Raw genomic sequence first — 17,438 nt, forward strand, 5'->3', positions numbered from 1 at the left:
AGCTCCCATGCACGTCTTCGTCACCGGCGGCACCGGCACCATCGGCTCCGCCGTCGTGGCCGAACTGCTCGACCACGGCCACACCGTGCTCGCGCTGGCGCGATCGGAGGAGTCCGCGCGGGCCGTCGAGAAGGCAGGCGCGCAGGCGTGGCCCGGTGGGGTGGCGGACCTCGACGTCCTGCGGGCCGGCGCCGCGCAGGCCGACGGCGTGGTCCACCTGGCGTTCGGCGCCGACTACTCGAGTGCCGACGCGCTCGCGCGGTCGGTCGCCGAGGACGGCGCCGCCCTCGACGCCCTGGGCGAGGAGCTCGTGGGGACCGACCGCCCGATCGCCGCGGTCTCGGGGACGCCGTGGATGCCGGGGCGTCCCTCGACCGAGGCCGACCCGCTGCCGACCGACGGCCCGGTCGGGGGCCGGGGCCGCGCGGTGAACGCGCTGCTCGCGCTGGCCCCGCGCGGAGTGCGCGCCACCGCCGTCCGCATGCCGCGCACCGTCCACCGCGACGGGCTGGGCGGGTTCGCGGGCCTGCTGACCGACCAGGCGCGGCGCATCGGGGTGTCGGCGTACCCCGGCGACGGGACGCAGCGCTGGCCCGCCGTACACGCGCTCGACGCCGCGGTCCTGTTCCGGCTGGCCCTCGAGTCGGCCCCGGCCGGGACGTCCTGGCACGCCGTGGCCGACGAGGGTGACGCGGTGCGGGACATCGCGGCGGTCATCGGCCGCCGGCTGGGCCTGCCCGTCGAGCCCCGGCCCGAGGAGGACTTCGGTCCGTTCGGCCCGATCTTCGCGATGGACCAACCGGCCTCGAGCACCCATACCCGCGAGGCCCTCGGCTGGGCACCGACGCACCCCGGCCTCCTCGAGGACCTGGAGAACCTCCGGCCCTGAGACGTCAGTCGAGGCAGAACTCGTTGCCCTCGGGATCGGCCATGACGATGTTGCCGCCGACGAGCGGCGGGTCCGGGTCGACGCGCAGCAGGCGGGTGGCGCCGAGGGCCACGAGGCGATCGCACTCCGCCTCCAGGGTCGCCATCCGCTCGTCGCCCGTCAGGCCGGGGGCGGCCCGCACGTCGAGGTGGACCCGGTTCTTGGCCGCCTTGCCCTCCGGGAGGCGCTGGAAGAACAGCCGTGGGCCCTGGCCAACGGGGTCGATCGCGGCGGAGGCGTCGTCGTGACGCTCGGGCGGGATGCCCCACGCCGTCAGCGCCTCCGGCCACGTGTCGAACCCCGGGGGCGGGGGCTGCACCCGGTAGCCGAGGACCTCCGCCCAGAACCCGGCCAGCAGGCCCGGTGCCGCACCGTCGAACGTGATCTGTACCTCGCGTGCCATACCGGACATCCTGCCCGTCGTCAGAGCTCCGGCAGCACCCCGATCTCGCCGTCGTCGATGGCTCCGCACGCGAGTCCGCGGCGCAGGAACCCGACGAGGGCGCGCTCGGTGGCGGGCTCGTCGAGCACCCCGTCCGACGTGCCGGCGCGGTAGGCCGCGAGGCGGTGCACCACGGGCTCCAGGCCGGAACGGTGGAAGGCGATCACGACGGCGAGCCGGGCCGGGATCATCGCGGGGTGCATGTCCCAGCCCTGGCCGATGCCGAGCTCGAGGGCGCGCCGGACGATGCGGGCCTGGATGCACCACGCGGCGAGAACGGCGTCGCGCTCGCCGACCGGGAGGACCGCCGAGGACCCGTCACACACCGGGACACCGGCCGCGGCGCCGGCGACCTGCATCAGGTGCTTGGCGTGCTCGGCGGCCGGGTGGTCGGCGCGCTGCTGGTCGGGGGCGATCCCGAGCGCGGCGGAGTAGTCGTAGGTGCCGTAGTGCAGTCCTGCGCATCGCGCTCCGGCGGCGGCGATCAGTTCGGTGACCCGTTGTGCGCCGCGCGCCGTCTCGATCTGCAGCTCGACGGGGACGGGCCCGATCCCGTGGCGGGCCTCGACGGCGGCGCACGCCTCGACGAACGCCGCGACCTGCTCGGGGGCGGACACCTTCGGCAGGGTCACGCGCAGGTGCGCGGGGTCGCCGTCGGCGGCGAGGAACGCGTCGACGAACAGCGCCCACGAGCGCAGCCCCCGACGGCGGGTCGCGCGTTCCACGCTCTTCACCCGCGGACCGGCGCGGCCTGGCGCCCGCGGCCCGTCCAGCATCGCGGCGACGGCGGTGCCCGCCGCCGTCGCCGCCGCGTCCTCCTCGGCGTCGCTCCGGTGGCCGTAGCCGTCCTCGAGGTCGGCGCGCAGGTCCGCGACGGGTCGGTCGGCCAGGACGGTGGCGACGCGCGGCAGGGCCTCGCGCAGGGCCGCCGGGGTGAGGCCGAGGACGCCGGGCAGGTCGGGGTCGTCGGCGAACCGCTCCCACGCGGCGGTGGCCTCGTTGCCCCAGTCGGTGGCGGTCGTCGGGGTGACGCGGTCGGCCGGGACGTAGCAGACGTGCACCGGCTCGGGGTCGCGCGCGGCCAGGCGGGCGCGGCCGGCCTCGTCGGCGTCGAGGGCGGCGTCGGTGACGGCCAGCCGGGCGTCGAGGGCGTCCAGGAGGCCGGCGCTGAGCCCGGGCGTGAGAGCCGATTTTCGGACGTCCAGTGTCGGCAACGGGACTTTTCTGACATCGGGGTCACTCACCGCGCGAGCCCCTGCAACCGCGCGGCCGCCACCTGGTGCCGCGCGAGCACGTCGTCGAGTCCGGGAGCCACCACCACGCCGTCGCGCACCACCGGCCGGCCCGCGACCACGGTGTGCCGGGCGACCGTCGGGCCGCACCGCAGCCACGCCGCGACGGGGTCGGCCAGCGCGCCGGCGAACGCGGGCCCGGTCTGCGGCCAGACGGCGATGTCGGCCGCCGCGCCAGGGGTGAGCTGCCCGATCTCGCCGTCCCGGCCGAGGCAGCGGGCGCCGTCGCGGGTGGCCATCGTCAGCACCTGCCGCGCGGACATGCCGGTGGGTCCGCCCCGGACGCGGCCGAGCATCATCGCGTGCCGCGACTCGACCCAGAGCGAGGCGATGTCGTTCGACGACGACCCGTCGCAGCCGAGCCCCACCGGCGCCCCGGCCGCCCGGAGGTCGGTGACCGGGCAGATCCGTTCGTTGCCGAGGACCGAGTTCGACGACGGGCAGTGCGCCACCCCGACGCCCGCCGCGCCGAGCCGGGCGATCTCGGGCGCCGAGGGGAAGATGCAGTGCGCCACCCACGACCGGTCGGTGAGCCATCCGACCTCGTCGAACTGGTCCACCGGGCGGCGCCCGAACGTCTCCAGGCAGTAGGTGTCCTCGTCGGCGTCCTCGGCGAGGTGGGTGTGCAGGCGGACGTCGAGGCGCTCGGCCAGCTCGGCGGTCCGCGCCATCAGCGACGGCGAGACGCTGAACGGCGAGCACGGTGCCAGCGCGACGCGGACCATCGCGCCCGGTGACGGGTCGTGGAACGCGGCGACGAGCCGCTCGGAGTCGGCGAGGACCTCGTCGTCGTCCTGGACCACCGAGTCCGGCGGCAGCCCGCCGTCCTTCACCGAGCGCGTCATCGATCCCCGGGTGGGGTGGAAGCGCATCCCCACCTCGCGCGCCGCCCGGATCTCCGCGGCCCACAGGTCGCCCGCGCCGCGGGGCGCGACGTAGAGGTGGTCGGTCGAGGTCGTCGTGCCCGAGAGCGCCAGCTCCGCGAGCCCGGCCCACGCCGAGAGATAGGCCGCCTCCTCGTCGATCCCGGCCCACACCGGGTAGAGGCCGGTCAGCCACTCGAACAGCGTCCCGTCGGTGACCAGGCAGCGCGTGAGGTTCTGATAGAGGTGGTGGTGGGCGTTGACGAGCCCGGGGGTGACGAGGCAGCCGGTCGCGTCGAGCACCTCGGTCGCCTCGGGCTCCGGTCCGGTGCCCACCTCGACGACGACGCCGTTCCGTACCGCCACCCAGCCGCCGGCGACCTCTCTGCCGTCGTCGTCGCAGGTGGCCACCAAGGTCGCGCCGCGGACGAGCAGGTCGGCCGGCGAGGATGCGGAGTTGCTGACGTCCAGTGACCCAGCGCTGCGCATTGAGCACGCCGATAGGGCATCGCTGACACCCGGGGTCACGGCGTCCACAGCGCCTCGATCCGCAGCGCCGTGATCTCCGCGAGCTGGGCGCGCGCGACGTCCGCCTCCGTCTCCGGGTCGTGCCCCAACCGCTCGCGGAGCAGAGCCAGCATCTCCTCGCCCGACCGCCCCGCGGCGCGCACCAGGTAGACGTGGCCGAAGCGCTCCTCGTAGGCGCGGTTGCCGTCGGCCAGCTCCCGGGTGGCCGCCTCGCCGAGACTCGAGACACCTGCCTGCTCGCGCGCCCCGGTCGCGTCGTGGGGTGTGCCGATGGGGGCGTGCCCGGCCAGCGCGGCGGCGAGGTCCTTCTCGTCGAGCGCGAGGATGCCCGCGCTCGCGGCGCGCACCAGCGCCTCGAGGTCGGCGTACGGGCGCCCGGCGACGACGGCCGCCGCCCAGTCGGGCGCACTCGCGCAGCCCAGCAGCACCTGCTCGGCGACCGCGGCGGGCATCGCCCCGAAGCGCCGCATCCCCGCTGCGGCGGCGGCCTCCACCGTCGGGCGGCCGACCAGCCGCAGCCGCGCGAACCCGCCGTCGGGACGGACCTCGACGCGGACCCGGTCGACGACGAGGTCGTCGTCGAGCCCGTCGGGGACCCCGAACCAGTGCTCGGTGTCGGGCTGCACCGCGGTCTCGGGGAGCAGCTCGACCTCGCGGTCGGCACCTGGTCCGCCGAGTGCGACCAGCCGGACCGTGCCGGGGGCGTTGCCGACGAAGTGCGTGGTGTCCACGACCACCTGGTGCACCCGGCCGGCGACGCCGAGGGCCACGTCGACCCAGTCGAACCCGCCCTCGCGGCGACGACGGGTCTCCCAGCCCTCGCCCATATGGGCGGCGCTGCCCGGAAGCAGCAGGTTCTCCGGCGGTGAGTAGTGCCGGTTCGACGCGTCCACCACCCGCCCGCCCGCGGCCAGCGACGCGAGGTCGACGCCGATCCCGCGCCAGCGCCGGACGTCGGGCAGCACCTCGCCGAGCACCCGCAGCCGGGCGACGCCGCCGTCGGGATGGATGCGCAGCCGGACGTGGGTCGCCGCACGCGGGTGCTCGACCTCCACGGTGTGCGCGGTGTCCCCCTGCAGGTCGGTGCCGCACAACGGCTCCCACGGCCCGTCGACGACCTCGTCGGGCGAGGGGTGGCCCTCGATCCAGCGGACGTCGATCTCGGCGGAGACCGGGTGGTTGCCATCGAAGAACGCGGTGTCGACGACGACGCGGTGCACGATCCCGGGCAGGCCGAGGCGGATCACCGCCCAGTCGTCGCCCTCCGGGTCCATCGGCCCCGGACCGCCCGGGACCGCCCGACGCCGCCGGGTCTCCCAGCCGTCGTAGATCTGGCCCTTGTGCCCGAAGGTGTGGGCCGCATGGGTCGCAGCGGCCGTCGAGACCAGGTTCTCCTTCTCGGCGAAGGTCTCGTCGCTCGCGGCCACCACCCCGCCGCCCGCGGCCCGCACCGCGAGGTCGACGAACGCCCCCGCCCCGGCTCCGCTCGCCCCAGCGGCACTTCCCGTCGCTTCGCTCGCCCCAGCAGCCATTCCCGTCGCTTCGCTCGCCCCAGCGGTCACGCGCTCCCCTTCCGCTCCGGGGCGAGCAGGCGCCCGCTCCCCGCGCCCGGCGAGGACTCGCCGCGCAGCCACACCCGCCGCACCGTGCCCTGCAGCGCCAGCCCCGCGTACGGGGTCACCGGATGGCGGTGGTGCAGGACGGCGGGGTCCACCTCGGCGACCTCGTCGGGGGCGAAGACCACGAGGTCGGCGTCCCGGCCCGCCGCGATCGCGCCCTTCGCGGACGGCCCCCGGTCCAGGCCCGCGAGGGCCGCGGGGCCGGCCGACATCCAGGCGACGACGTCGTCGAGGGTGTGTCCCCGGGCGTGCGCCCCGGACCACACCACCCGCAGCGCCAGCTCCAGCGACGACACCCCGCCCCAGGCCTCGCCGAACCCGCCGTCCTTGAGCTCGGGCGGGCAGGGCGAGTGGTCGGAGACGACGGCGGCCAGGTGGCCCGCGGCCAGCGCGCCCCAGAGCAGCTCGCGGTTGGACTCCGAGCGCACCGGCGGGCAGCACTTGCCTGCGGTGCTCGTCATCGACTCCGAGGCGAGGGCCAGGTAGTGCGGGCAGGTCTCGCCGCTGATCGACACCCCGGCCGCCCGGGCGGCACCGATCTCCTCGGCGGCCTCGAACGCGGAGACGTGCAGCACGTGGACCCGGGCGCCGGTGCGCGCCGCGATCGACGCGAGCCGGAGCACGGCGGTGGTCTCGGCCCCGGGCGGGCGGGACGCGAGGAAGGAGCGGTAGTCGGGGCCCGCGGCCGGCGCCTCGCCGAGCACACCGTCGTCCTCGGCGTGCACCACGAGCGGCACGTCGAGCTCCGCGCACGTGCGGGCGGCCAGCTCGAGGTCGTCGTGCGAGACCGGCGGGAACTCGGGCACCCCGGAGTCGGTGAGGAAGCACTTGAACCCGCAGACCCCGGCGTCGACGAGCGCGGCCATCCGGTCCGGGTCGACGCGGCCCGCGGGGTCGGGCACGCCGCCGGCCAGCGGCACCGCGCCGCCCCAGAACGCGACGTCGACGGCGACCTGGTCGCGCGCCGCATCCCGCTTGGTGATCAGCGCGTCGACGTCGACCGTCGGCGGGATGGAGTTCAGCGGCATGTCCACGAGCGTGGTGACCCCGCCCGCGGCGGCCGCGGCCGTCGCCGTCGCGAACCCCTCCCACTCGGTGCGGCCGGGCTCGTCGACGTGGACGTGGCTGTCGACGAGTCCCGGCAGCAGCGCCTCGTCGTCGGCGAGGTCGACGACCGCGGCGCCGTCCGGGACCGGAGCGTCCTGCGCGAGGACGTCGGCGATCCGGCCGTCGGCGACGACGACGACGGCCGGGGCGGTCCCGGTGGGCAGCACTGCGCGGCGGGCGCGGACGACGAGGATCTGATCGGGCTCCATCGCCTGGCGAGACTAGGCGGTGCTCAGCAGAACCCCGCGATCCCGGCCCAGGCGGCCTCGTCGGCGGGCAGGTCGTCCCGGGTGACGGCCGCCTCGATGAGCCCGTAGGGACGGTCGGCCGCGTACCAGACCTCGTTCGGGTTCTCGAGCCCCCAGTGCGAGAGGTCGACCAGGAAATGGTGCTTGTTCGGCATCGAGAACCGGATCTCGGCGATCTCCGGGTGGGTCTCGAGCACGCCCTGGCCCATGGCGTAGAGCGTCTGCTGGAGCGAGTAGCTGTAGGTGTCCGAGAAGCGGTCGAGCAGGATCTGGCGGACCGAGGCGAACGAGGGGTCCCAGTCGCGCTGGTCGTGCTCCTGGGCGGCGCCGATGTAGCGCCAGCGGGCGGACACCGCGGTGGCGAGGATGCGGTCGGTGGTCTCGACCAGCGAGGTGTACTCGACCTCGGGGAAGCCCCAGAATTCGCTGCCCGTGCTCTTGAGGACGGTGAGGTCGGTCAGGCCGGAGATCACCGTCTCGTCGTCCCCGCGCTTGGTGACGACGACGGTGCGCGTCTCGGTGCCCGCGCGGACGAAGGCGTGATCGTGCGCCCCGTGCTCGGACGTCTCGATCCGCCCCCACGAGTACTGCTCGATCTCCTGGCGGGAGCCGGTGACCTGGTCGTAGGAGTCGACGAAGTGGCGCGCCATCCGCAGCGCGAACTCCTCGATCGTCGTGATGCCACCGGTGCGGGCGAGCGCGTAGACGGTGTTCTTCTGCGTGTCGGTCGCGATCACGGCGGCGTTCGAGCCGGTGTGGAACGTCTCGGTGAAGTCGCCGGACAGCTGGCTCGTGACGTTGACGTCGGTGATGACGTGCCGCGGCGTCGAGCGGTCCACGTGGACCAGCCGCACCTCGGCCTTCCCGTACTGGTTCGTGCCCAGGACGATGCCCACTCGCGATCAGCTCCCCAGGTAGGTCGTGTGGGAGAACGGTCCGGCGAGCACGGGCAGGTGGTAGTGCGCCCGGGTGCCGTCGAGCCGGACGTGCAGCGTGATCCTCGGGTGGAACACGGTGCCGTGCGTCCGGGAGATGTAGGCGTCGACGTCGAACGTCAACGTCAGGTCCCCGGGCGCGAGCGGCTCGTCGTTGAGCCGAGCGACCCGCCCGTCGGCGTCCGTGGTTCCGCGACCGAGCACGACCTGGTCGGCGTCGCGCACCAGGACGACGGGGATCCCCTCGGCGGGCCTCCCGATCGCCACGTCGAGGACGTGGGTCGACAGCCGCTCGATCGGCTCGCTCTCGGGCAACGGACCGGTGCTCCTTCCGGCGACGGCTCAGGTCGCGGTCGAGTGAAGGGCAGCGATGTTGCCCTGCGGTGAACACCTCGGCCGCGTGGCGAGGTTCACTCGTTCGCCGCAGTCCGCCCGTCGCCGGTCCGGGCGGGACCGCCCCGACCGTCGGCACCGTCCCCGTCATCCTCGGGTTCCTCCGCGCGGACCCGACGCAGCAACGACCACCTGGTGCGCGCGTCGACCGGTTTCGGGGGCGGCGCCGTCACCGCCGTCGGCTCCGCGCCGCCCGGCACCGTCGACGGGTGCTCCTCGTCCGACCGGGCGCGCGCGTCGATCTGCTCGTTGACGTAGCGGGCGATCTCGGCGGCGACCGCGACCACGGGCACCGCGAGGAAGGCCCCGACGATCCCGGCCACGCTGCCACCGCCGGCCACGGCCAGGATGATCACCGCGGCGTGCAGGCCCAGCCCGCGTCCCTGCACCAGCGGCTGGAGCAGGTTCCCCTCGATCTGCTGCACCGCGAGGATGAGGATCAGCACGATCAGGGCCTTGGTGAAGCCGCTGGAGACCAGGGCGATGAGCACCGAGAGCGCGCCGGCGGTCAGCGCCCCGACGATCGGGATGAACGCGCCGAAGAAGGTCAGCACGGCCAGCGGCAGCGCGAGCGGCACGCCGATGACCACCAGCCCGACCCCGATGCAGGCGGCGTCGATGAAGCCGACGATCGCCTGCGAGCGGATGAACCCGCCGAGGCGGTCCCACGCGCGGGCCCCGACCTCGGCGAAGTGGGTCCCGGCCGACGCGCCGACCTGTCGGCGCATCCAGGGCAGGAACCGGTAGCCGTCCTTGACGAACAGGAACGCCAGGACGAGGGCGAGCACGGCGTCGATGAGGCCGTTGGCGATCGTCGTCAGCCCGGTGAGCACGGTGCCGGCGATCGAGGTCGCCGAGCTCTGCAGCTGGTTGACGGCACCCTGGACGACCTGGCCGATCTGGGACTGACCGAGCCCGAAGGTCGTCGAGAGCCACCGCTCGACGTCACTGAGACCCGCGGTGGCGCCCGCGACGAGCTGCGGGACCTGCGCGACGACCTGCGGGGCGATCACCGCGATCACGCCGCCGACGATCGCGAGCGCGCCCACCACGACGATCGCAGCGGCGAGCAGCGGCGGCACGCGGTGCATGCGCATCCAGGTGGCCGGCGGCTCCAGGACCGTCGCGATGATCAGTCCGAGCAGCACCGGCAGCACGATCGACCAGAGCTGGCCGATGATCACGCCGATGAGCGAGATCCCCAGCGCGGTGAGGAGCAGGCGCAGGCTCCACTGCGCGGTCCAGGCGAGGCCGTCGCCGATGAGCTTGCCCCGGCTCTCGCGCCGGGCCGGCGTGCTCCCGCCGGGGGCTGCGGGATTGGGCTGCGTCACGGTCTCGTCCCTCCGAGGAGCACCCCGGCCCGTCGCTGGGAAGCAGTCCAGTCGTACCCGAAGCGGGCGACGGGCACCCCCGGGATCTCCACGGGGGTGTCCGTCAGTCGTGCCGAGGGCCGGGTCGTCAGTCGGCCATGACCTTCTGGAGGCCCTGGTCGAGGGCGTCGAGGAACTCCTCGGTGCTCAGGTAGGGCGCGTCCTTGGACACCAGCAGCGCGAGGTCCTTCGTCATCTGGCCGTTCTCGACGGTGTTGACGCAGACGTCCTCGAGCTTCTGCGCGAAGTCGACGAGCGCGTCGTTGCCGTCGAGGCGACCGCGCTGGGCGAGCCCGCGGGTCCAGGCGAAGATCGACGCGATCGGGTTGGTCGAGGTCGCCTTGCCCTGCTGGTGCTGGCGGAAGTGCCGGGTCACCGTGCCGTGGGCGGCCTCCGCCTCGACGGTGCCGTCGGGGGTCATCAGGACCGAGGTCATGAGCCCGAGCGACCCGAAGCCCTGCGCGACGATGTCGGACTCGACGTCGCCGTCGTAGTTCTTGCAGGCCCAGACGTAGCCGCCCTCCCACTTGATCGCGGCGGCGACCATGTCGTCGATGAGGCGGTGCTCGTAGGTCAGGCCCGCCTTCTCGAAGTCGGCCTTGAACTCCGACTCGAAGATCTCTTCGAAGGTGTCGCGGAACATGCCGTCGTACGCCTTGAGGATGGTGTTCTTCGTCGACATGTAGACCGGGAAGCCACGGTCGAGCCCGTAGCGCAGCGAGGCGCGGGCGAAGTCGACGATCGAGTCCTTGAAGTTGTACATGCCCAGCGCGACGCCGCCGTTCTCCGGGAACTCGGCGACCTTGAACTCCCACGGCTCGGAACCGTCCGCGGGGGTGTAGGTGATCGTGACCGTGCCCGGGCCGGGGACCTTGAAGTCCTGGGCCAGGTACTGGTCGGCGTGGGCGTGACGGCCGACGACGATCGGCTTCGTCCAGTGCGGGACGTAGCGCGGGATGTTCGAGCAGACGATCGGCTCGCGGAAGATCGTGCCGCCGAGGATGTTGCGGATCGTCCCGTTGGGCGAGCGGTACATGCGCTTGAGGCCGAACTCCTCGACCCGCGCCTCGTCCGGGGTGATCGTCGCGCACTTGACACCGACACCGTGGCGCTTGATCGCGTTCGCGGCGTCGACCGTGATCTGGTCGTCGGTCTCGTCGCGCTTCTCGATCCCCAGGTCGTAGTACTCGAGATCGATGTCGAGGTACGGGTGGATCAGCTTGTCCTTGATGAACTGCCAGATGATCCGGGTCATCTCGTCGCCGTCGAGCTCGACGACGGTGCCCTCTACCTTGATCTTCGCCACGTCTGCGGGCTCTCCTCTCGCGCCGGGTCACGGCGCCGCACGGACACGGGGGCGCTCACCGGGGCCGGTTGCGGCCCGTGCGCTCCCACTTCGGTCACGCTATCAACGCCTCACCGGGCACGACGGGTTCGTGGGCGTCGGCCGGATCACCGCTCCCGGGCACCCCACGCGTCCGGCCCGCCCTGCGCCGTTCGGGTGTCGTGAATCTGGCAGTCTGCGCAACGACCGCGACCACTCGCCGGGCGCGGACGGAAGGTGGGCGGGCCGATGGGCGACGACGGGACGGACTCGGGCGCGACCCGGGGCACCGTGCGACGGACCGGACGGCTGGCGATGCTCCCGTTGGGGGCCGCGGGCCGCTCGGTCGCCGGCTGGGGGCGCCGGGCCTTCGGCGCGGACGCCGACGCGCTGGCCCTCGAGGTGCTGACCCGCAACGCCGAAGAGGTGTTCGCGGTGCTGGGCGGGCTCAAGGGCGGCGCGATGAAGCTCGGCCAGACCCTCGCGGTGTTCGAGACGATGATCCCCGCGGAGGTCGCGGCTCCGTACCGCGAGGCGCTCACCCGGCTGCAGACCACGGCCGAGCCGATGCCGACCGCGACCGTGCACCGGGTCCTCGCCGAACAGCTCGGCCGGGGCTGGCACGACCGCTTCGCCGACTTCGACGACGAGCCCCGCGGGGTCGCGAGCCTCGGCCAGGTGCACCGCGGCACGTGGGCCGACGGCCGCGAGGTCGCGGTCAAGGTGCAGTACCCGGGCGCCGCCGCGGCCCTGCACTCCGACCTCGCCGTCCTGCGCCGCTTCGCCTGGCTGCTCGCCCGGCTCCTGCCCGGGCTCGACGCCCGCGCCCTGATCACCGAGATCGCGGACCGGACCGCCGAGGAGCTCGACTACCGCCGCGAGGCCGACCACCAGCGCGCCCACGCGGCCGCGCTGGCGGGCGACCCGGAGGTGCGCGTGCCCGCCGTCGTGGCGTCGGCACCGCAGGTGCTCGTCTCGGAGTGGCTCGACGGCGTCCCGCTCTCGCACTGGACCACCCACCCGGCGAGCGACGACGCCGACCAGGCCGAGCGCGACCGGGTGGCGGGCGCCCTCGTGGAGCTGCTGTTCTCCTGCCCGACCCGGGTCGGGCTGCTGCACGCCGATCCGCACCCGGGCAACGTCCTCGTGCTGCGCGACGGCCGCGTCGGGCTCATCGACTTCGGCGCGGTCGCCCCCCTGCCCGACGGCGTCCCGCCGGTGCTCGGGCGGCTGCTGCGGCAGCTCGCCGACGACGACCCCGGGGTGACCGCGGCCGCCCGGGAGGCCGGCTTCCTCACCGGGGACACCGGCGACGAGGACGTCGCGGCGTGGATCGGGGGCATGGCCGACCCGCTGCGCGACGAGACCTTCCGGTTCACCGAGGCCTGGATGCGCCGCCAGGGCAGGCGGGTCGTGCCCCCCGGCGGCGCCGCGCACCGGGGCACCGGCCGGTCCCTGGACCTGCCGGCGCAGTGGATGTCGCTGCTGCGGGTCGTCGGCGGCTGGATGAACGTCCTGTCCCGCCTCGACGTGACCGTGCCCGCGCGCGGGTGTGCGGAGACCTGGGTGGCGGGATTCGCCGACCCGGTCAGCGACTCGCCAGCGGCCCACCGGTGATCGTCAGGGACACGAGGATGACGACGAGGCCGAAGAGCGTGTAGGTCACGACGTCGACCCGGCGGGGGCGCACGGCCAGCAGCCCGGCGACGCGGTCGGTCAGGGAGGCCCGCAGGACCGCGGCGAGCAGCAGCGCGACCCCCAGCTCCGTCGTGCCCTCGCGCCAGTGCTGCAGCGCGATCCGGACGAACGCGATCGCGACGACCACCAGCACCGCGGTGAGCGGCGCCTGGGCCCGCACGCGGCGCCCGAGGGCCCGCACGTAGTACCCGGCGGTCCGGGGCGCCCGGGCGTGGCGTCCCGCGCCGGGCCGCCCGCCGTCCGCCTCCGGCAGCACGGTCGTCGGGAGCGACCCGGTGGTCGGGCCCGGGGCCGCATCCGGCTCCGGGCCCGTCGCCGGGCCGGGGTCGGCCGCCGTCGCCGGGCCGGGGTCGCCCGCGGTGTCGTCCGGGGCCTTCACACGATCACTCCCCGCTCCCGAGCAGGACCTCCGCGCGCTCGACCACGTTGGTGAGCAGCATCGCCCGGGTCATCGGGCCGACGCCGCCGGGGTTCGGGGCCACGAAGCCCGCGACCTCGCGGACCTCGTCGGCGACGTCGCCGAGGATGCCGTCCGGGCCGCGGGAGACACCGACGTCGAGGACCGCGGCCCCCGGCTTGACCATGTCCGCGGTGACCATCCCGGGGACCCCCGCGGCGGCGACGACGACGTCGGCGGCGCGGATCTCGCCGGCGACGTCGCGCGTGCCGGTGTGGCACAGGGTCGGGGTCGCGTTCTCGCTCCGCCGGGTCAGCAGCAGGCCCAACGGGCGCCCGACCGTGATGCCGCGCCCGAGCACCGCGACCTTCGCGCCGTCGAGGGGCACGTCGTAGCGGCGCAGCAGCTCGACGATGCCGCGCGGAGTGCAGGGCAGCGGGGCGGGCTCGTTGAGCACCAGCCGGCCCAGGTTGGTCGGGTGCAGTCCGTCGGCGTCCTTGTCGGGGTCGACGCGCTCGAGCACCGCGTTCGCGTCCAGTCCCTTCGGGAGCGGCAGCTGCACGATGTAGCCGGTGCAGGCCGGGTCGGCGTTGAGCTCGTCCACGGCCCGCTCGACGTCGGCCTGGGTGGCGTCGGCGGGCAGGTCGCGCCGGATCGAGGTGATGCCGACCTTGGCGCAGTCGCGGTGCTTGGCGCGCACGTAGGACTGCGAGCCCGGGTCCTCCCCGACGAGCACCGTCCCCAGGCCCGGGGTGCGGCCCGCCGCCGCGAGCTTCGCGACCCGCTCCGTGAGCTCGGCGATGATGGTCGCGAGGGTGGCCTTGCCGTCCAGGATCGTCGCGGTCACGCGCACATCATCGCGCGCCGGGCCCGGTCCTGTCCCGGGTGCTCGCCGTCGGGGCCGCCCGGGAGCGCGCCAGCACCTCCAGGAGCTCCTCGTCCGGCCCCACGAGGAACGCCTCGTCGCCGGCCGCGAAGCGCGTGTCGCGGCGCGGGGGGTGCTCCAGGGGTGCCCGGTCGCTGCCGGCACCGCCGTACTGGACCTCGCTCCGGCGCAGGGCCACGACCCGGGTGCGCAGGGACAGGTCGCGCATCGCCAGCCCGTCGAGCGCGCTGCCCGCCTCGACCCGCAGCCGGCCGAGCAGGAAGGCCTGGCCGTGCACCGGGAACGTCCCCAGCACGTCCAGCCCGAGCGCGGCGCCGACGAACCGCGGCGCGGCGAGCTCGACGATCGAGCGCACCGACCCGAATCCGAAGCGGCGCGCCACCGTGCGGGCGAGCTCGCGGTCGAACAGCCGCAGCACGACCGGGACGTCGTCGTGCCCCTCGCCGAGCAGGTCGCGCACCGCCAGCCCGGTCTCGATGTTCGCCATGTCGTCGCTGGTCGTGACGGCGACCGCGGCGGCCCGTCCGACCCGCGCGTCCCGCAGCGGGGTCGCCGTGGTCGCGTCGCCGAACACGACGGGGATCCCGAGGGCGCGGGCCCGCGGCAGGTGGCGGTTCGCCGGGTCGGACTCCACGACGACGACGTCGCGCCCGCGATCGTGCAGGGCCTCCGCCACCGACACCCCGACCGCGCCCAGCCCGATGATCACCACGTGGCCGACCGACCCCGCCGCCGCCCGCTGCCCGGCCGTGCTCGCGAGGCGGCGGCTGATGAGCATGTCGGTGAAGTAGGCGATGGGGATCGCGGTCGTCACGATCCCGGCGAGCATGAGGAACACCGCCCAGAGGCGCAGCCACACCGCCTGGTCGGCGAAGCTGTAGTCGCCGAAGCCCACCGTGGCGACGGACTCGACGGTGAAGTAGAGGGCGTCGACCGGGCCGAGCCCGTGCCCGTCGGGGTAGTGGTACCCGAACGAGATGACGGCCGTGGAGACGACGAGCAGCCCCACCAGCGCGGCGAGGGCCCAGCGCAGCCCCCGATCGGACTCCCGGCCGAGCGCCACCGTCGCCGCGGCGGCGCGCTGGACGGCGCCGGCCCGGCCGTGGGTGGCGTCCGGGTCGTAGCCGCCGCCGCGCCGGGTCCTGGCGCGGCGGTGCGGCGCCGTCACGGTCGTCGTCACTCCCGCGTCGGAGAGCTCCTCGTCGGTGCCCAGCACCGTGACCCGGTCGCCGTCGGCGACGCGCTCGTCGCGGCTGGGGCACAGGTGGGTGGTCCCCCCGGCCGACGCGGTGACGGCGAGCGGGGCCAGGTCGCCGTAGAGGGCGCGCAGGGTCGCGGGAGCGCGGGCGGTGGTGGCGGCCGCGACGAACCGGGTCCCGGCCACGTCGAGGGCGTGCACCGGGCTGCGCAGGCAGGCCTCGACGAGCGCGGGGGTCACCAGCGCGGCGACGTCGAGGACCGCGCCCGGGCCCGGGTCGTCGGCGACCGCGCGCCCGATCGCGGCATTGCCCAGGGACGTGACGACCCGGACGTCCGGGCGCCGCTCCCGCACGTGCAGGGCCACGTGCAGGTTGCGCAGCTCGCCCTGGGCGCCGTCCATGACGCAGACGACCGCCCGGGCGCCCTCGAGCCCGGCCTCGTCGAGGCTGCCGGGCAGCGCGGGGTCGGCCTCGACGAGCGGGACGCCCCAGGTCTCCAGCAGGCGCGCACCGCGACCGTGCCCGCGAGCGTCGTCCACGACGACGACGGGCTCGCCGCGGTGGTGCAGCTGTTCGACGATCCGTAGCCCCAGACCGCCGAGTCCACAGACGATGACGGGGGCGTGGGGTGCGGCGGTCACGTCGCCAGGCTCGTCGGCGACCATGTCAGCTCGTCAGCGGGGCGCGGCGGGCGAGCAGGGCGTCGACGCCGGCGACGGTGCCGGCGTAGACGGCGTGCTGGGCGAGGCTGACGGTGAGCAGGCGCGGTCCCCACCGCCAGGGCGCGGGGGTCTCGCCGAGGAGCGGGAACAGGCTCAGGGCCATGGTCTCGCACCCGACGAAGAACACCGGTCCGGCGGCGGGCTCCCCGAGGCGGTGCCGCAGCTCGGCGTGCGCGGCGCCGACGGCGGACCCGTAGCCCCAGTGGACCAGCCAGAAGAGGGCCCGCCTGCCGCGCGGACCGCGCGGTGCCCACCCGGACACCCGGCGCAGGACCGCGGACGCGGCCACCACGACGTGATCGGAGTCGTCGTAGTCGAGGATCTCCGTGATGTCCTGGGAGGCCAGTCCGCGCCGCCGGGCGTGCACCTCGCGGTAGGCCCGGCCGGTGGTCGTCATCGCCGCCGTCCCTGCCGCGCCGGCGAGCACCCCGCTGACGAGGCGGCGGAGGGCTCGCCCTCGGCCGATGAGGGGGCGGGTCACTCGGACGGCCCTGCCCGATCGGGTACTGGATCGGGGGACGAAACGGACGGGGGCGGAGCGCCACATGCCTCGGGAGCATGCCTGAACCGGTTCACCTACGGACGGGAACCACACCCCTACTCTCAGTCGGTTCCCTATACGTCGTGCGAGAGATCACACTCTGACGGTCAGCGAGCGTCGATGAAGTGCACACGGACGACTGGGTGCACACGACCGCCCGTCGAGAACGCACATAAGGAGTGGCGATGACCACAGTCGACGAGAGCCCCGGCGCGCACGCGGCCGAGACCCGGGCCGCGGATGCGGCGGCGGAAGCCACCGCGGCAGCGGCCAATCCCGCGCTGGTCGGCGTCCCGACCTTCGTGATCGGTTCGATCGCCCTCGGCCTCTACCTCGTCGGGTTCACCGGTTCATCGACGAACGCGGCGATCGGCATGGTCCCGATCCTGATCATGTGCACCGGTGTCGGCCAGCTCATCGGGTGTATCTGGGCGATCAAGACCGGTGCCGGTCCGGTGGCGGCGATCTTCGGGATCTTCGCCGGGTTCTGGCTGAGCTTCTCGGTCCTGGTGATCGGGCTGGGGCACAACTGGTTCGGTGACGCCACGCAGACCGCGGCGGCGACCGCGGCGCAGGAGACGTTCCTGCTCACCTGGCTGATCGGCATCGTGGTCCTCGCCCTGGCGTCACTGCGGCTGCCGTCGGTGTTCACGTTGCTGTTCGTCCTGGTGGCGCTCGCGCTGCTGCTCGTGCTCCTCGGCACGGCCGCCGGGTCCACGGGGCTGCTGTTCGCCGGCGGGATCGCGGTCTTCGCGTTCACGCTCGTCGGCGTCTACCTGTTCTTCGACGCGATGAGTGCTGCCGCAGGCGGCGGATCGCTGCCGATGGGCAAGGCGCTGATCGGGGGCTGACCCCGCGACGCGACGACGATGGCGGTGCCTCCGGCCGTTCGGACCGGCCGGAGGCACCGCCGTCATTGTCCGTGGTGTCCGTTGCCGCTCTGTGT

Annotated in this window: 16 protein-coding genes; 3 read left to right on the forward strand and 13 right to left on the reverse strand. The window is 74.5% G+C overall.

The annotated features are described in order from the left end of the window. Positions 1-7 precede the first annotated feature (7 nt). Complete coding sequence (locus VGI02_RS28895; RefSeq protein WP_331633534.1) at positions 8-889, forward strand: SDR family oxidoreductase; 882 nt, start codon at positions 8-10, stop codon at positions 887-889. Positions 890-893: 4 nt separating this feature from the next. Here the strand turns inward: VGI02_RS28895 and VGI02_RS28900 are convergent, their stop codons facing one another. The 9 genes from VGI02_RS28900 to VGI02_RS28940 form a co-directional block, all read right to left on the reverse strand. Next, a complete protein-coding gene (locus VGI02_RS28900; RefSeq protein ID WP_331633536.1) occupies positions 894-1,331 on the reverse strand; it encodes a VOC family protein in 438 nt (145 codons plus the stop codon). 20 nt (positions 1,332-1,351) lie between these two features. Next, positions 1,352-2,614 carry a DUF6986 family protein gene (locus VGI02_RS28905; protein WP_331633538.1) on the reverse strand — a complete coding sequence of 421 codons (1,263 nt, stop codon included), beginning with the start codon at positions 2,612-2,614 and terminating at the stop codon, positions 1,352-1,354. Next, positions 2,611-4,014 (reverse strand): 8-oxoguanine deaminase, encoded by a 1,404-nt coding sequence (locus VGI02_RS28910; RefSeq protein WP_331633540.1) that lies wholly within the window; start codon positions 4,012-4,014, stop codon positions 2,611-2,613. The genes VGI02_RS28905 and VGI02_RS28910 overlap by 4 nt, the downstream gene beginning before the upstream one ends. Positions 4,015-4,049: 35 nt before the next feature. Continuing rightward, positions 4,050-5,615, reverse strand: coding sequence for an allantoicase (gene alc / locus VGI02_RS28915; protein WP_331633542.1), 1,566 nt, complete (start codon positions 5,613-5,615; stop codon positions 4,050-4,052). Further along, a complete protein-coding gene (gene allB, locus VGI02_RS28920) occupies positions 5,612-6,988 on the reverse strand; it encodes an allantoinase AllB (RefSeq protein ID WP_331633544.1) in 1,377 nt (458 codons plus the stop codon). Before allB ends, alc begins: the two co-directional genes overlap by 4 nt. Positions 6,989-7,011: 23 nt before the next feature. Further along, positions 7,012-7,923, reverse strand: coding sequence for a factor-independent urate hydroxylase (gene pucL, locus VGI02_RS28925; protein WP_331633546.1), 912 nt, complete (start codon positions 7,921-7,923; stop codon positions 7,012-7,014). A 6-nt stretch (positions 7,924-7,929) separates the two neighbouring features. Then, positions 7,930-8,277, reverse strand: coding sequence for a hydroxyisourate hydrolase (gene uraH, locus VGI02_RS28930; RefSeq protein WP_331633548.1), 348 nt, complete (start codon positions 8,275-8,277; stop codon positions 7,930-7,932). Positions 8,278-8,372: 95 nt separating this feature from the next. Beyond that, positions 8,373-9,686, reverse strand: a complete 1,314-nt coding sequence (locus VGI02_RS28935; RefSeq protein WP_331633550.1) for an AI-2E family transporter — start codon at positions 9,684-9,686, stop codon at positions 8,373-8,375. Between the two features lie 127 nt (positions 9,687-9,813). Beyond that, the gene (locus VGI02_RS28940; protein WP_331633552.1) at positions 9,814-11,031 is read right to left on the reverse strand and encodes an NADP-dependent isocitrate dehydrogenase; all 1,218 of its coding nucleotides are present in this window, start codon (positions 11,029-11,031) and stop codon (positions 9,814-9,816) included. Between the two features lie 267 nt (positions 11,032-11,298). Between VGI02_RS28940 and VGI02_RS28945 the strand changes: the two genes are divergently transcribed. Beyond that, positions 11,299-12,666: an ABC1 kinase family protein gene (locus tag VGI02_RS28945; RefSeq protein ID WP_331633554.1), complete on the forward strand. Its 1,368-nt coding sequence runs from the start codon at positions 11,299-11,301 to the stop codon at positions 12,664-12,666. On the opposite strand, the gene VGI02_RS28950 is transcribed toward VGI02_RS28945, so the two are convergent. The 4 genes from VGI02_RS28950 to VGI02_RS28965 are packed head-to-tail and all read right to left on the reverse strand — an operon-like array spanning position 12,638 to position 16,348. Further along, positions 12,638-13,126 (reverse strand): DUF3017 domain-containing protein, encoded by a 489-nt coding sequence (locus tag VGI02_RS28950; RefSeq protein WP_331633556.1) that lies wholly within the window; start codon positions 13,124-13,126, stop codon positions 12,638-12,640. The two genes, VGI02_RS28945 and VGI02_RS28950, sit on opposite strands and share 29 nt — an antisense overlap. 4 nt (positions 13,127-13,130) lie before the next feature. Continuing rightward, a complete protein-coding gene (locus VGI02_RS28955) occupies positions 13,131-13,991 on the reverse strand; it encodes a bifunctional methylenetetrahydrofolate dehydrogenase/methenyltetrahydrofolate cyclohydrolase (protein WP_331633558.1) in 861 nt (286 codons plus the stop codon). 7 nt (positions 13,992-13,998) lie between these two features. Further along, positions 13,999-15,870: an NAD-binding protein gene (locus tag VGI02_RS28960; protein WP_331633561.1), complete on the reverse strand. Its 1,872-nt coding sequence runs from the start codon at positions 15,868-15,870 to the stop codon at positions 13,999-14,001. Positions 15,871-15,895: 25 nt separating this feature from the next. Then, positions 15,896-16,348: a hypothetical protein gene (locus tag VGI02_RS28965; RefSeq protein WP_331633563.1), complete on the reverse strand. Its 453-nt coding sequence runs from the start codon at positions 16,346-16,348 to the stop codon at positions 15,896-15,898. A 329-nt stretch (positions 16,349-16,677) separates the two neighbouring features. Between VGI02_RS28965 and VGI02_RS28970 the strand changes: the two genes are divergently transcribed. Continuing rightward, positions 16,678-17,343 carry a GPR1/FUN34/YaaH family transporter gene (locus VGI02_RS28970; RefSeq protein WP_331633565.1) on the forward strand — a complete coding sequence of 222 codons (666 nt, stop codon included), beginning with the start codon at positions 16,678-16,680 and terminating at the stop codon, positions 17,341-17,343. The last annotated feature ends 95 nt before the right edge of the window (positions 17,344-17,438 follow it).

The sequence above is a fragment of the Actinomycetospora sp. genome (genome assembly GCF_036497245.1).
GTDB lineage: Bacteria > Actinomycetota > Actinomycetes > Mycobacteriales > Pseudonocardiaceae > Actinomycetospora.

Excerpts from the sequence above, each read along its gene's own strand:
- allB (WP_331633544.1), bottom strand. The coding sequence starts at position 6,988 with ATGGAGCCCGATCAGATCCTCGTCGTCCGCGCCCGCCGCGCAGTGCTG.
- VGI02_RS28965 (WP_331633563.1), bottom strand. The coding sequence starts at position 16,348 with ATGACGACCACCGGCCGGGCCTACCGCGAGGTGCACGCCCGGCGGCGC.
- VGI02_RS28900 (WP_331633536.1), bottom strand. The coding sequence starts at position 1,331 with ATGGCACGCGAGGTACAGATCACGTTCGACGGTGCGGCACCGGGCCTG.
- VGI02_RS28945 (WP_331633554.1), top strand. The coding sequence starts at position 11,299 with ATGGGCGACGACGGGACGGACTCGGGCGCGACCCGGGGCACCGTGCGA.
- VGI02_RS28970 (WP_331633565.1), top strand. The coding sequence starts at position 16,678 with ATGACCACAGTCGACGAGAGCCCCGGCGCGCACGCGGCCGAGACCCGG.
- VGI02_RS28910 (WP_331633540.1), bottom strand. The coding sequence starts at position 4,014 with ATGCGCAGCGCTGGGTCACTGGACGTCAGCAACTCCGCATCCTCGCCG.
- VGI02_RS28895 (WP_331633534.1), top strand. The coding sequence starts at position 8 with ATGCACGTCTTCGTCACCGGCGGCACCGGCACCATCGGCTCCGCCGTC.